The 12,695-nt window shown below is 59.0% G+C and carries 11 protein-coding genes; 4 read left to right on the plus strand and 7 right to left on the minus strand.

Annotated features, from left to right (window positions below):
- Window positions 1-144: 144 nt before the first annotated feature.
- From FS804_RS00810 to FS804_RS00820, 3 genes are all read left to right on the plus strand, one after another.
- Window positions 145-456, plus strand: a complete 312-nt coding sequence (locus FS804_RS00810; RefSeq protein ID WP_144573996.1) for a succinate dehydrogenase assembly factor 2 — start codon at window positions 145-147, stop codon at window positions 454-456.
- A 4-nt stretch (window positions 457-460) separates the two neighbouring features.
- Complete coding sequence (gene mfd, locus FS804_RS00815) at window positions 461-3,958, plus strand: transcription-repair coupling factor (RefSeq protein WP_144573997.1); 3,498 nt, start codon at window positions 461-463, stop codon at window positions 3,956-3,958.
- Between the two features lie 170 nt (window positions 3,959-4,128).
- Window positions 4,129-4,473 carry a hypothetical protein gene (locus FS804_RS00820; RefSeq protein ID WP_144573999.1) on the plus strand — a complete coding sequence of 115 codons (345 nt, stop codon included), beginning with the start codon at window positions 4,129-4,131 and terminating at the stop codon, window positions 4,471-4,473.
- Window positions 4,474-4,527: 54 nt separating this feature from the next.
- Here FS804_RS00820 and FS804_RS00825 read toward each other — a convergent pair whose 3' ends face one another.
- The 3 genes from FS804_RS00825 to FS804_RS00835 are packed head-to-tail and all read right to left on the minus strand — an operon-like array spanning window position 4,528 to window position 8,066.
- On the minus strand, window positions 4,528-5,460 hold the full coding sequence (locus tag FS804_RS00825; RefSeq protein ID WP_144574001.1) for a DMT family transporter: 933 nt from the start codon (window positions 5,458-5,460) through the stop codon (window positions 4,528-4,530).
- A gap of 50 nt (window positions 5,461-5,510) precedes the next feature.
- Entirely contained in the window at window positions 5,511-6,179 is a 669-nt protein-coding gene (locus FS804_RS00830; protein ID WP_144574003.1) for a DsbA family oxidoreductase, read from the minus strand.
- A 39-nt stretch (window positions 6,180-6,218) separates the two neighbouring features.
- Window positions 6,219-8,066 (minus strand): extracellular solute-binding protein, encoded by a 1,848-nt coding sequence (locus FS804_RS00835; RefSeq protein ID WP_144574005.1) that lies wholly within the window; start codon window positions 8,064-8,066, stop codon window positions 6,219-6,221.
- Window positions 8,067-8,370: 304 nt separating this feature from the next.
- Between FS804_RS00835 and FS804_RS00840 the strand changes: the two genes are divergently transcribed.
- Window positions 8,371-9,030 (plus strand): invasion associated locus B family protein, encoded by a 660-nt coding sequence (locus FS804_RS00840; RefSeq protein ID WP_063948797.1) that lies wholly within the window; start codon window positions 8,371-8,373, stop codon window positions 9,028-9,030.
- A gap of 103 nt (window positions 9,031-9,133) precedes the next feature.
- Here FS804_RS00840 and hspQ read toward each other — a convergent pair whose 3' ends face one another.
- The 4 genes from hspQ to FS804_RS00860 all read right to left on the minus strand — a co-directional run bounded on the left by hspQ (window position 9,134) and on the right by FS804_RS00860 (window position 12,387).
- Window positions 9,134-9,463 carry a heat shock protein HspQ gene (gene hspQ, locus FS804_RS00845; protein ID WP_063948798.1) on the minus strand — a complete coding sequence of 110 codons (330 nt, stop codon included), beginning with the start codon at window positions 9,461-9,463 and terminating at the stop codon, window positions 9,134-9,136.
- 86 nt (window positions 9,464-9,549) lie between these two features.
- Window positions 9,550-10,470 carry a DMT family transporter gene (locus FS804_RS00850; RefSeq protein ID WP_144574007.1) on the minus strand — a complete coding sequence of 307 codons (921 nt, stop codon included), beginning with the start codon at window positions 10,468-10,470 and terminating at the stop codon, window positions 9,550-9,552.
- Window positions 10,471-10,567: 97 nt separating this feature from the next.
- Window positions 10,568-11,977: a type I glutamate--ammonia ligase gene (gene glnA / locus FS804_RS00855; protein WP_063948800.1), complete on the minus strand. Its 1,410-nt coding sequence runs from the start codon at window positions 11,975-11,977 to the stop codon at window positions 10,568-10,570.
- Between the two features lie 71 nt (window positions 11,978-12,048).
- On the minus strand, window positions 12,049-12,387 hold the full coding sequence (locus tag FS804_RS00860) for a P-II family nitrogen regulator (RefSeq protein ID WP_003515720.1): 339 nt from the start codon (window positions 12,385-12,387) through the stop codon (window positions 12,049-12,051).
- Window positions 12,388-12,695 lie beyond the last annotated feature (308 nt).

A 12,695-nucleotide genomic window follows, 5' to 3' on the forward strand; every position in this document is an offset into this window, starting at 1 on the left:
GGGTCACAAAGCCGGGTTATCACCGGCAGATTTTCGCGGCCGTGGCATTATTTCGATAAAAACCGGTTCCCAAGCGTTCGCCTCCTGTTCTATAGGAGGTCGCGATCAACATGCTGTTGAATGGTCAACCGAAAGGTGAATGCGATGACTGGACTGGTGCGCACGAGTGCCGATCTCGATCCGAGACGCCGGCGGATACTTTACCGCTGCTGGCACCGCGGCATTCGCGAGATGGACCTCGTTCTCGGGCAATTCGCAGAAGACAATATCGCGCTGCTTACCGATGAGCAGCTCGATGAGCTTGAAGTCATCATGTCGGAAGAAGACAATGACCTCGTCAAGATGGTGACGGGTGCCCTTGCCATTCCTGAAAAGTTCCAGACCCCTCTGTTCATGAAGATCGCATCCTATCGTCCCGATTTCGATCTCGTCACCGCAGACAAACTGAAAGCCTGAAACCATGATAGCCGGATTCGATGCAAAGCTGGTGTCGTCGGCCGATACGCCGCTGACCATCGGAAACGTGCCCGCAGGCATGGAGGCGCTGCTGCTTGCCGAGATGGCGCGCGCAGGCACCTCGGTTGCCTATGTGATGTCGGATGGCCAGCGTATCGCCGATCTCGAACAAATCCTCGGCTTTGTTGCGCCCGATATTCCGGTCATGACGCTGCCGGCCTGGGACTGCCTTCCCTATGACCGCGTGTCACCAAGCGCCGACACGTCGGCGCGCCGTCTGGCGGCGCTTGCCGGTCTCATCAGTCACGCCAAAAAACCGCATCCCGCCATCGTTCTCGTTACCGTCAACGCCATGCTGCAGAAGATGGCGCCGCGCGACATCATCGAAAGCCTTGGCTTCTCCGCAAAACCCGGCAACCAGATCCGCATGGAGGATATCGCCGCGCGGCTGGAGCGCAACGGTTTCGACCGGGTGGCGACGGTGCGTGAAGTGGGCGAGTTCGCCGTGCGCGGCGGCATTCTCGATGTTTTCGTGCCAGGGACCGAAGAGCCTGTGCGGCTCGATTTCTTCGGGGATACGCTGGAGAGCATCCGCACCTTCGATCCGGCCAGCCAGCGCACCATCGGCCAGGCGCGGTCGCTCGACCTCAATCCGATGAGCGAAGTGACGCTGACGCCCGATACGATCAGCCGGTTCCGCAAGAATTACCTCTCGCTTTTCGGTGCTGCGACGCGCGACGATGCGCTTTATCAGGCCGTCTCCGAAGGCCGCCGTTATGCCGGCATGGAGCACTGGCTGCCGCTGTTTTACGAGAAGCTGGAAACCGCCTTCGATTATCTCAAGGGTTTTCGCATCGTCACGGACCATACGGCGAAAGAGGCGGCCAAGGAGCGGTCCAAGCTGGTGCTCGATTATTACGAAGCGCGACGCAGTTCCGGTGAGACGAAAGGATCGACGCAGGGTGCGCCCTACAAGCCCGTGTCTCCCGGCCAGCTTTATCTCAACGGCAAGGATTTCGACACGGCCCTTTCTGCCGTCAATGCGGTGCGTCTGACACCCTTTAATGAGCAAGATAGCGAGGGAAGGCCCGTCGCCACGCTGGACGCGCATGTCGGCCCGCGCTGGGCGCGGCAGCCAACCGAAGGCGAAAGCGAAGAGCGGGTCAATGTCTTTGCATTGGCCGTGAAACACATAGCCGAGCGCCGCGCCCAGGGCTGGAAGGTGCTGATAACAGGCTGGTCGGAAGGTTCGCTCGACCGGCTGCTGCAGGTGCTGAACGAGCACGGGCTTGAGAAGATCAAGCCGGTTGCCTCGCTGAAAGAGGTGGAGAAGCTTGGCAAGGGCGAGGCCGCCTCGGCGGTGCTGAGCCTTGAGGCGGGTTTCGAAACCGGAAATCTCGCCGTTATCGGCGAGCAGGATATTCTCGGCGACCGCATGGTGCGGCGCTCCAAGCGCCGCAAGCGCGGTGCGGATTTCATTTCGGAAGTGGCCGGGCTGGACGAGGGCTCGCTCGTCGTTCACGCGGAACACGGCATTGGCCGTTTTGTCGGTTTGCAGACCATAGAGGCGGCGGGCGCACCGCGTGCCTGTCTAGAACTGCACTATGCCGATGATGCCAAGCTGTTTCTGCCGGTTGAAAACATCGATCTTCTCTCGCGTTACGGCTCGGATGCGGCAGAGGCAACGCTCGACAAGCTCGGCGGCGGCGCATGGCAGATGCGCAAGGCCAAGCTCAAGAAGCGCCTTCTCGACATGGCCGATGAGCTCATCCGCATTGCGGCCGCGCGCCTGGTGCGCCATGCGCCGGAGCTCATTGCGCCGGACGGGCTCTACGACGAGTTTGCAGCTCGTTTCCCCTACGACGAAACCGAGGACCAGCTGAACGCCATCGAGGCGGTGCGGGATGATCTCGCGGCCGGCCGGCCGATGGACCGCCTTATCTGCGGCGACGTCGGCTTCGGCAAGACGGAAGTGGCCCTGCGCGCCGCTTTCCTTGCCGCCATGAATGGCGTGCAGGTGGCTGTCGTGGTTCCGACCACGCTGCTCGCCCGCCAGCATTTCCGGACTTTCTCGGAGCGTTTCCGCGGGTTGCCCATCCGCGTGCAGCAGGCGTCGCGCCTTGTTGGTTCCAAGGAACTGGCGCTGACCAAAAAGGAAGTCGCCGATGGCAAGACCGACATCGTCGTCGGCACGCACGCGCTTCTCGGTGCGGGTATCAGCTTTGCCAATCTCGGCCTGCTGATCATCGATGAAGAGCAACATTTCGGCGTGAAGCACAAGGAGCGGCTGAAGGAACTGAAAAGCGATGTGCATGTGCTGACGCTATCGGCGACGCCCATTCCGCGCACCTTGCAGCTCGCCATGACCGGTGTCCGCGAACTCTCGCTCATCACCACGCCGCCTGTCGACCGCATGGCGGTGCGCACTTTCATCTCGCCGTTTGATCCGCTCGTCATTCGCGAGACGCTGATGCGTGAGCATTACCGCGGCGGCCAGAGTTTTTACGTCTGTCCGCGGCTTGCCGATCTCGCCGATATCCACGCCTTCCTGCAATCGGATGTGCCGGAGCTGAAGGTGGCGGTGGCGCATGGCCAGATGGCGGCGGGCGAGCTGGAAGACATCATGAATGCCTTCTATGACGGCAAATACGATGTGCTGCTGTCGACCACCATCGTCGAATCCGGCCTTGACGTGCCGACGGCCAATACGCTGATCGTGCACCGCGCCGATATGTTCGGTCTCGCCCAGCTTTACCAGCTGCGCGGCCGTGTCGGCCGTTCCAAGGTGCGGGCCTTCGCGCTCTTCACCCTGCCGGTCAACAAGGTACTGACGACGACTGCCGAGCGCCGGCTGAAGGTGCTTCAATCGCTCGATACGCTCGGCGCGGGTTTCCAGCTGGCGAGCCACGACCTTGATATTCGCGGCGCGGGCAATCTGCTCGGCGAGGAACAATCCGGCCATATCAAGGAAGTCGGCTTCGAGCTTTACCAGCAGATGCTGGAAGAAGCTGTCGCAGAAGTGAAGGGTGACGAGCAGGTGCAGGATAGCGGCTGGTCGCCGCAAATCTCTGTGGGCACCTCGGTCATGATCCCGGAAGATTATGTTCCTGATCTGCATCTGCGCATGGGTCTTTACCGCCGCCTTGGCGAGCTTGCGGATATCAGCGAGATCGACGGTTTCGGCGCGGAAATGATCGACCGCTTCGGCCCCTTGCCGAAAGAGGTGCAGCACCTCCTCAAAATCGTCTACATCAAGTCGCTCTGCCGCATTGCCAATGTCGAGAAACTCGATGCTGGTCCGAAGGGCGTCGTGGTGCAGTTCCGCAACAAGGAGTTCCCGAACCCGGCAGCGCTGGTGGGGTATATCGGCAAGCAGGGATCGATGGCGAAGATCCGACCCGATCACAGCCTGTTCCTCAACCGCGATCTGCCGACGCCGGAAAAGCGGCTGACGGGAGCGGCGATGATCATGACGCAACTGGCGGAGCTGGCTCGGTCCTGACGCGGCGTTGGTGGGTGTGGCCACTCACAAATGCCCCCCACGCGGCTCAGCGAAAATTACCCCGATGTAACGAAACGGACATGTATCGGTAGTCTTCGCGGGCGTAATCTTTTCCTCATACCCGGTGCGGCGGATCAGTGATTGCCGCCGGGTTTTTAAGGAGCAGGACGATGTGGACCAATATCAACAGGTTTGCCACCGCTGGTCTGGTTGCTTTGACAATTGCGGGCACCACAATTGCCACCACCAGCCAAGCGGAAGCGCGCAATAATTTCGGCCGCGGCCTTGCCGCAGGCATTGCCGGCACGATCATTGGCGGAGCGCTGATTGCCGGGGCAAGACATCCGGGCTACGCTTACGGCCCGGCCTATTATGCGCCTGCATACGGTCCGCCTGTTTACGCTTCTCCGGCCTATGGTCCGCCTGTTGTCTACCAGCCGGTCTATCCCCGCTGCCATGTGGCCTGGAGGCAGAATGCCTGGGGCGACATGTATCGGGTCAGGGTTTGTGATTGATCGACGGGCAGACCGGCGGCGTGCAGAGCGTCGCCGGTTTTTGCATGCTTTCAGCTAGCGGCTGTCTTCCGGCGTGATGCCGACGGCCACGTTCTGGTCGGTCGCGGCGATCGAGGCGGGCAGCGGTACTTTTCTCTGCTTTTCACGGATCAGCGTCAACAGGCCGGAGCCGACGATGAGGGCGATGCCGATCAGCATCCATCCGTCGATACGATCACCGAAAATCAGATAACCGAACAGGATGGCCCAGAGCATCTGGCTATATTGCGTCGGGCCGATCATGGCGGCGGGCGCATATTGGGCGGCATACATGACCAGGACGTTGCCGAGCGCGCCGAGCAGGCCATATCCCGCCAGCAGCAGCCATTGTTCGCCACCCGGCATGATGAATGTCGGCACCATGGCGATGCCGCTGATGGTGAGACAGCCGAGCACCCCCGCGCCATACAGCGAGACGTTCTTTTCCGATGGGCCCATGGCGCGGAAGATGACGATGCTGAGCGCGCCGCTGAAGCCGCCGATGATGGCACCGAGATGACCGATGCCAAGTTCACGGAAGCCCGGCCGCAGGATGACGAGCACGCCAAGGAAGCCGATGATGACGGCGGACCAGCGGCGGATGCCGACCTGTTCCTTCAAAAACACCACCGACATGATGGTGACGAAGGAGGGGAGCAGGAAGATCAGCGCGAAGGCTTCGGCCATGGACAGATGGGTGAAAGCGGTGACGCTGCCGACCGCGCCCGTGCCGGCGGCGAAAAAACGGATGATCCACAAAGGCCGGTTGGTCGTCTTTACCACATCCAGCCAGCTGTCATTGCGCTTGCGGATGAAGGGTAGGGCGACGAGGCCGAACAGGGCTCCGAAGAAGGCCGATTCAATCGGCGAAATCTGGCCTTCAATGAGTTTAACGCTGGCATCGCTCCAGGCATAAGCAGCGAAGGCTGCAAAGGCGAGCAGAATGCCTTTCAGGGTCTGGTCGGACACGGAAACACCGGCAAAAATCGAGTTGTTGAAAACCGCCGGTGATTTGACCGTCAGTTCATCGATCTATGCTCGTCCGCCTTGATTTTTGCAATATCCCGCAATGCAGCAATCAGGACATCGGGTGTTTGTGCACCGCTTATGGCATATTTCTGGTCGATGATGAAAAAGGGCACGCCGGCGACGCCCATCTGCTGGGCAGCATCGATTTCAGCGATGACCGTATCCTTGTCCGCATCTGAAGCCAGCAGCCGCTCGATGACTTTCGCATCCATGCCAGCCTTTGCGGCAATGTCTGTCAGCACGGTGTGATCGCCGATATTACGGCCCTCTTCGAAATTGGCCTTGAACAGGCCGGTCACGACGCGTTCCTGAACGTCGCGGCCTTCGGAATGGGCCCAGAGCGACAGGCGGTGGGCATCGAGCGTGTTCGGGCCGATCTTGATCGCGTCGAAATCGTAGTTGATGCCGACTTCCTTGCCCAGCTGGACCAGCGTCGCATGGGCCTGTTCCAGACGTTCCTTGCCGAGCTTTTCCTCGAGTGCGGCTTTCTGGTCGACGCCTTCTGGCGGATAATCGGGGTTGAGGCGATAGGGACGCCAGTTCACATCGACGCTGATTTCGTCCTGCACCTCGGCAATGGCAAGATCGAGCCGAGCTTTACCGAGATAACACCATGGGCAGACCATGTCCGATACGACGTCGACAACGATGCGTTCCATGGCTGATATTCCTTATATGATCGACATGATGGCGGCAGGTTATTGCGCCCGCGCATCCCACCAGGTCTGTTTCTGATTGCCCTGTATGGGTGTCATATCCGGGCGGTCGATATATTTCCAGCGCGCGACCCATTGGGCGCCTATATAATAGAGCGGAATGATATAATGTCCCGCCACCAGCAGGCGGTCGTAGGCGCGCACGGCTGCCTGGAAATCTTCCGTTGAACGGGCCTGCAACAGCGCCTCTATCATCCGGTCTATATCGGGATTGGCAACACCTGCATAGTTGAAGCTGCCCTGCGCATCACGCGAAAGCGAATTCCAGCGGTTCAGTTGCTCCATGCCAGGCGAAAGCGACGAGGGCAGGGAGCGGATGATCATGTCGTAATCGAAGCTGTTCGAGCGGGCCTGATATTGCCCGTCATCGACCGAGCGGATGCCCATGGCGACGCCGATCAGGTTCAGCGAACGCTGATAGGCTAGCGCGATGCGTTCCTGCGCCGGGTTCTGCGTCATGATTTCGAAGGCGAGCTGGCGGCCATTGGTATCGGACATCTTGCCGTTCTTGATGCTGTAACCAGCCTCTTTAAGCTTGTCGACGGCCATTTTGAGCACCTTGCGGTCGGCGCCCGTGCCGTCTGTCGTGGGCAGGGCGTAGGTGCCGGCCAGCAGTTCCGGAGACATGGTCTTCGCCGCGTCACCGAGCAGCGCTAGCTCACGCTCGTCGGCGGCGTTACCATAGGCGCCGAGCGGCGAGTTCTGCCAGTAGCTCTGGGTGCGCTTGAAGGAGCCGCCGAGGATGTTTTTGTTCATCCATTCGAAATCGAACGCATAGGTCAGACCTTCGCGTACCTTTTCGTCAGCGAAGACGGCTCGGCGGGTGTTGAAGACGAGGCCGAACATGCCGGTCGGCAGGCGTGGCTGGAACACGTCCTTGACGATATCGCCGCGATGGACGGCCGGGAAATTGTAAGCCTGTCCCCAATGGGAGGTATCGGAGGTGCCGTTGATGGCGTCGCCTTCGGGGTAGATGTCGATATCGCCCTTCTTGAAGGCCTCGAACATGGTGGTGACCTGGAGGAAATAGGTGATGCTGATTTCGTCGTAATTATCGAAGCCAACTTTGCCGGGAATATCCTTGCCCCAGTAGTCGGGGTTTCTCTCCCAGATGATTCGTTCACCCGGGCGCAGCGTCTTGATTCGGTAGGGGCCGGAGCCGATAACGTCGCCAAGGCCCGCCTGTTCGAATTTTTCAGGATCCGTCGCATGTTTCGGCAGGATCGGTGTCGAGGAGGCGAGAATGAGCGGGGTCTCGCGATTCGCCTTGTCGTTGAAGGTGAAGCGCACGCTGCGATCGCCGGTCTTCTCCATCTTGGCCACGCCCGCAAGGCGGGTGTTGAAGGGCGGCCGGCCCTTCTCCTTGAGGAGGTTGAAGCTGAAGATCACATCGTCAGGCGTGACGGGCTCGCCATCCGACCATTTTGCCTTGGGGTTGATGTTGAACTGGACGAAGCTTCGCTCCTCGTCCCACTCCACGGTTTCGGCCAGCAGGCCATACAGGCTGAAGGGCTCGTCGCTAGAGCGCAGCATCAGTGGCTCGTAAAGCAGATTGCCGAATTCCGGATCCCAGACGCCGCGCGCCGTGGTGCGCATTCCCTTGAGAACGAAGGGGTTCAGGCTGTCGAACGTGCCGACCACGCCATAGGAAATACGCCCGCCTTTTTTCACGTCCGGATTGACATAGGGCAAGTGCCGGAAATCGGCAGGAAGGGCAGGTGTGCCATGCATGGAGATGCCGTGCAGCGGCTGTGCCTGCGCGGCGCCGCCTGGAAGCAGGGATGATCCCAAAAGGAACAATGCGGGGATGAGGGCCGCAAGGTTGCGCATGTTATTATCCTGTCTAACTGTCCGTCCGATGATCGTCACGATGGTTTATCGTCATGATTCTGGCAGATATGTAGCACAGGGACATTGCACGACCCATGCGGGAGCGGGAAATCTTGGCTCCGCTCAAGAAAAAGTTAAAGAAGTGCTGGATATCGCCGCGATCGGCATGTAACAGGGTGGCCGGAAGAGACGGGTCACGCATTTGCCTCATTTAAACGACAGTTGAACGGGCAGAAGGATACCGCCATCGGCGAACAGGACTTTGCGGTTCTGTTCTGGCAGACATTCAGGAGACGGAACTCTTATGATGCACAAGGCAAACACATTCACCCGGACGGCTCTGTCCGCTCTGGTCCTTTCTCTCGGCGCAGTTTCCGCTCCGGCCATCTCGCAGGCGCAGGATGCTGCCCCGGCTGCCCAGGGCGGCGCTGGCGCTCCTCCGCTCGGCTGGTTCAAGACCTGCTCCAAGCAGGAAGACAACGATGTCTGCGTCGTGCAGAACGTGGTTCTCGCCCAGAATGGCCAGATGATTACGGCGGTCGGCCTCATCACCGTTGAAGGCAAGGTCAACCGCAAGCTGTTGCAGGTTTCCGTTCCGACCGCGCGTCTCATTCCTCCTGGTGTGATGATGCAGATCGACGGAGGCAAGGGCCAGAAGCTCGACTACGCCGTTTGCCTTCCCGACAAGTGCACGGCCGAAGTTCCGCTGACCGATGCCATGATCGCGTCGCTCAAGAAGGGTAGCGAGGTGGTCTTCACCTCCATCAACTTCCGCCGCGCGCCGAACCCCATCAAGATCGCGCTTTCCGGCTTCACCGGCGCCTATGACGGCCCGGCGATCACGCAGTCGCAGTTGGCCGAAAGCCAGCGCAGCCTGCAGGAAGGCATGCAGAAGAAGGCGGAAGAGGCTCGCAAGAAGCTGGAAGCCGCTCAGGACGCTGCCAAGGGCGCGCCGAAGCCCTGATTTAAGCGCAAGCTTCAGAAAAAACAGAAAACCGGTCTGGCGACAGACCGGTTTTTTTATGCGCGTTCGACATCCCCGGGAGGAGGGAAATGCTTGGCGGGCGTCAGTGCGCCGTGGACATTTTCGGACGCCATTCCCCGTTTGGCGCCTTGTCAAAGATGCGGCCGATATTGGGATTTCTCAGCGGCGTCTCGTTTTCGTCGTGGACGAGGTTCTGCTCGGAGACATAAGCGACGTATTCAGTCTCGTCGTTTTCGGCGAGGAGATGGTAGAAGGGCTGGTCGCGTTCCGGCCGAATTTCCGCAGGGATGGCATTCCACCATTCCTCGGTATTGGAATATTCCGGGTCCACGTCGATTACCACACCGCGGAACGGAAACACCTTGTGGCGAACGATCTCGCCAAGCGTAAATTTTGCGTCTCTTTGTTTCATGGCATGTACTTCCTTTCCCAATATTAGTTGGGTGTAGATTAGGAAATATCAAGGGCTAGCGGTCGCGGCGGCGGCTGCCGAAAGGCTCAGCGCTTTCTGCCAATCGGCGCGGTGGCCAGAATGACGCCGCCCGTGACCAGCACGATGCCGATGGCGTGGTAGCTCTCGAAAGTCTCGCCGAGGAACAGCGTCGCCATGACGATTGATACTGGCGGCATCATGTAAAGGTTAATGCCTGCCGTCGCCGGGCCGAAAACGCGTACCGTATGGGTGAAGCAATAAAAGGCGAGAAGCGAGGCGAAGAGAATGATGCCGCCGATTTTCGCCCAGGCCAGGCCTGTGGCGGGCAACATGCCGCCCTGCGCCAGTTCCAGTGCCGCCGGCGGCAGAAGCACCAGCGCGCCGGAAAAGGCGATCAGCCCAAAAAGGCTGAAGGAGGCCATCTGCCGGGCCGCCGGATCGCGCAGAAGCAGCGAATAGGTCGCGAAGGCGATGGCGGCGGTCAGGATTGCGAAATCGCCGATGTTGAAATTCATGTGACGCAGCGCGGAGAGGTCGCCCTTGAGCACGATGGCGGCAACGCCGGTAAATGCGATCACCATGCCGGCCACTTCCAGCCTCCTGATGACCCGGCCCTGAAAGATGCGCTGGAACAGGATGATGAACAGCGACGACGTGGTGTAGATCAGCGTGCCATTGGCGGCCGTCGTCATGGTGAGGCCCCAATAGACCACGCCCCCGCAGACGCCCATGCCGAGCATACCCAGAATGAGCCAGAGCAGGGTCTTGCGCCGGACGAAGGCAAGGCAATTGCGCCAGTCGGCCACCATGAAAGGTGCGATGATGAGGGTCGAGCCGATCCAGCGGATGAAGGCGGCAATGAAAGGCGAGACTTCGCCGACGACGCCACGGCCGAAAATGACGTTGCTGGAGAAAAAGAACGGCACAGCCAGAAAGATGAGCCAGTCCGTGAAGCGTGCGGGCTGAGAGACTGGTTTCGTTGGCATGGGCTTGCGTCACATCAGGTAGAATAAAAAACGGCGGCTTTCCGGGGAAAACCGCCGCGATGACTGGAGCGCCCCGGTGGAGCGCTCGCAGGACCGATCAGGCCGAGTAGTACATGTCGAATTCGACCGGGTGAGGGGTCATTTCGAAACGCATGACTTCCTGCATCTTCAGCTCGATGAACGAGTCGATCTGGTCGTCGTCGAACACGCCGCCGGCGGTCAGGAACTTGCGGTCCTTGTCGAGGCTTTCCAGCGCTTCACGCAGCGAACCGCAGACGGTTGGGATCTTCTTCAGTTCCTTGGCGGGAAGGTCGTAAAGGTCCTTGTCCATCGGCTTGCCGGGATGGATCTTGTTCTTGATGCCGTCGAGGCCGGCCATCAGCATGGCCGCAAAACCGAGATAGGGGTTCTGGGTCGGGTCCGGGAAGCGGACTTCGACGCGCTTGGCCTTCGGATTGGAGCCGAAGGGGATACGGCAGGAGGCGGAACGGTTGCGCGCGGAGTAAGCGAGCAGAACCGGCGCTTCATAACCCGGCACCAGACGCTTGTAGGAGTTGGTGGTGGGGTTGGTGAAGGCATTGATCGCCTTGGCGTGCTTGATGATGCCACCGATGTAATAGAGGCAGGTCTCGGAAAGACCGGCATATTCGTCGCCTGCGAAAGTCGGCTTGCCGCCCTTCCAGATGGACTGGTGAACGTGCATGCCCGAGCCGTTGTCGCCGAAGATCGGCTTCGGCATGAAGGTTGCCGTCTTGCCATAGGCATTGGCGACCTGGTGCACGACATACTTGTAGATCTGCATCTTGTCGGCGCTGGAGACGAGCGTATCGAACTTCACACCCAGCTCGTGCTGTGCAGCAGCCACTTCGTGGTGATGCTTTTCGACGACGACACCCATTTCGGCGAGAACCGTCAACATTTCGGAACGCATGTCCTGCAGGCTGTCGATCGGCGGAACCGGGAAGTAACCGCCCTTGACGCGCGGACGGTGACCGAGGTTGCCGGTCTCGTAGTCGGTGTCGTCGTTGGACGGCAGTTCGGACGAATCGAGCTTGAAGCCGGTATTGTAGGGGTCTGCCTTGTACTTCACGTCGTCGAAGACGAAGAATTCAGGCTCGGGGCCGACGAAAACCGTGTCGCCGATACCTGATGCCTTGAGGTAGGCTTCGGCCTTCTTGGCGGTGCCGCGCGGGTCGCGGTTGTAGGCTTCACCCGAAACCGGGTCGAGAATGTCGCAAAGGATGACCAGGGTGGACTGGGCAAAGAACGGATCGACATGGGCCGTGGCCGGATCGGGCATCAGCACCATGTCGGACTCGTTGATGGCCTTCCAACCGGCGATCGAGGAGCCGTCGAACATGACGCCATCGGCGAACATGTCTTCGTCCACACAGACAATGTCCATGGTGACGTGCTGCAGCTTGCCCTTGGGGTCGGTAAAGCGCAGGTCCACGAACTTGATGTCGTTATCCTTGATCTGCTTCAAGATATCGTTTGCGGTCGTCATTTAAACATTTTCCTTGAGTGTGATGATGACGAGGTGAAAACCCAAGCCTCCCCGGCTCGGGACGTTTTTAATTATATGGCGTCAACGCCTGTTTCACCGGTACGGATGCGGATGACTTCCTCGACATTGGAAACGAAAATCTTTCCATCGCCGATGCGTCCTGTCTGTGCCGCATTGCGGATCGCCTCAATGACGGCTTCCGCATTCTCATCTGCCAATACGACTTCGACTTTCACCTTCGGCAAAAAGTCCACAACGTACTCTGCACCGCGGTAGAGTTCCGTGTGTCCCTTCTGACGACCAAAGCCTTTTGCTTCCGTGACCGTGATTCCCTGAAGACCGACTTCCTGAAGGGCTTCCTTCACTTCGTCGAGCTTGAAAGGCTTAATGATCGCTTCGATCTTTTTCATGAGAAAATATCTCTCCGCTTCTCCCGTTAAAGCAGGTAAATCCCGCTCTGCCACAAGAATGCACGTATTGTGCCAGATCGGAAGCCAGCTTGAAGAAAAAACTTCGCTCACCGGCCCCACCAGCACAAAATGCATCTAGTTTTTGCGATTTTCCAGCCAATTTCTCGTCAGACTTCTAAAAAATCATCTGCATTTCGACCGATTTGTATTATTTTAGTAATTTTGAATATTTATAATTTTATGATCGCTTAAATGTTGATTTGTTTATATTTTATGCAATTGACTATTATTTCCTCACTGGAATCTGC

Origin of the sequence: Agrobacterium sp. DE0009 (assembly GCF_007680755.1) — a bacterium.
Taxonomy (GTDB): Bacteria; Pseudomonadota; Alphaproteobacteria; order Rhizobiales; family Rhizobiaceae; genus Agrobacterium; species Agrobacterium tumefaciens_B.

Coding starts and splice junctions, on each gene's coding strand:
- glnA (WP_063948800.1), bottom strand. CDS start 11,977: ATGACGACCGCAAACGATATCTTGAAGCAGATCAAGGATAACGACATC.
- FS804_RS00810 (WP_144573996.1), top strand. CDS start 145: ATGACTGGACTGGTGCGCACGAGTGCCGATCTCGATCCGAGACGCCGG.
- FS804_RS00840 (WP_063948797.1), top strand. CDS start 8,371: ATGATGCACAAGGCAAACACATTCACCCGGACGGCTCTGTCCGCTCTG.
- FS804_RS00850 (WP_144574007.1), bottom strand. CDS start 10,470: ATGCCAACGAAACCAGTCTCTCAGCCCGCACGCTTCACGGACTGGCTC.
- hspQ (WP_063948798.1), bottom strand. CDS start 9,463: ATGAAACAAAGAGACGCAAAATTTACGCTTGGCGAGATCGTTCGCCAC.
- FS804_RS00830 (WP_144574003.1), bottom strand. CDS start 6,179: ATGGAACGCATCGTTGTCGACGTCGTATCGGACATGGTCTGCCCATGG.
- mfd (WP_144573997.1), top strand. CDS start 461: ATGATAGCCGGATTCGATGCAAAGCTGGTGTCGTCGGCCGATACGCCG.
- FS804_RS00820 (WP_144573999.1), top strand. CDS start 4,129: ATGTGGACCAATATCAACAGGTTTGCCACCGCTGGTCTGGTTGCTTTG.
- FS804_RS00835 (WP_144574005.1), bottom strand. CDS start 8,066: ATGCGCAACCTTGCGGCCCTCATCCCCGCATTGTTCCTTTTGGGATCA.
- FS804_RS00860 (WP_003515720.1), bottom strand. CDS start 12,387: ATGAAAAAGATCGAAGCGATCATTAAGCCTTTCAAGCTCGACGAAGTG.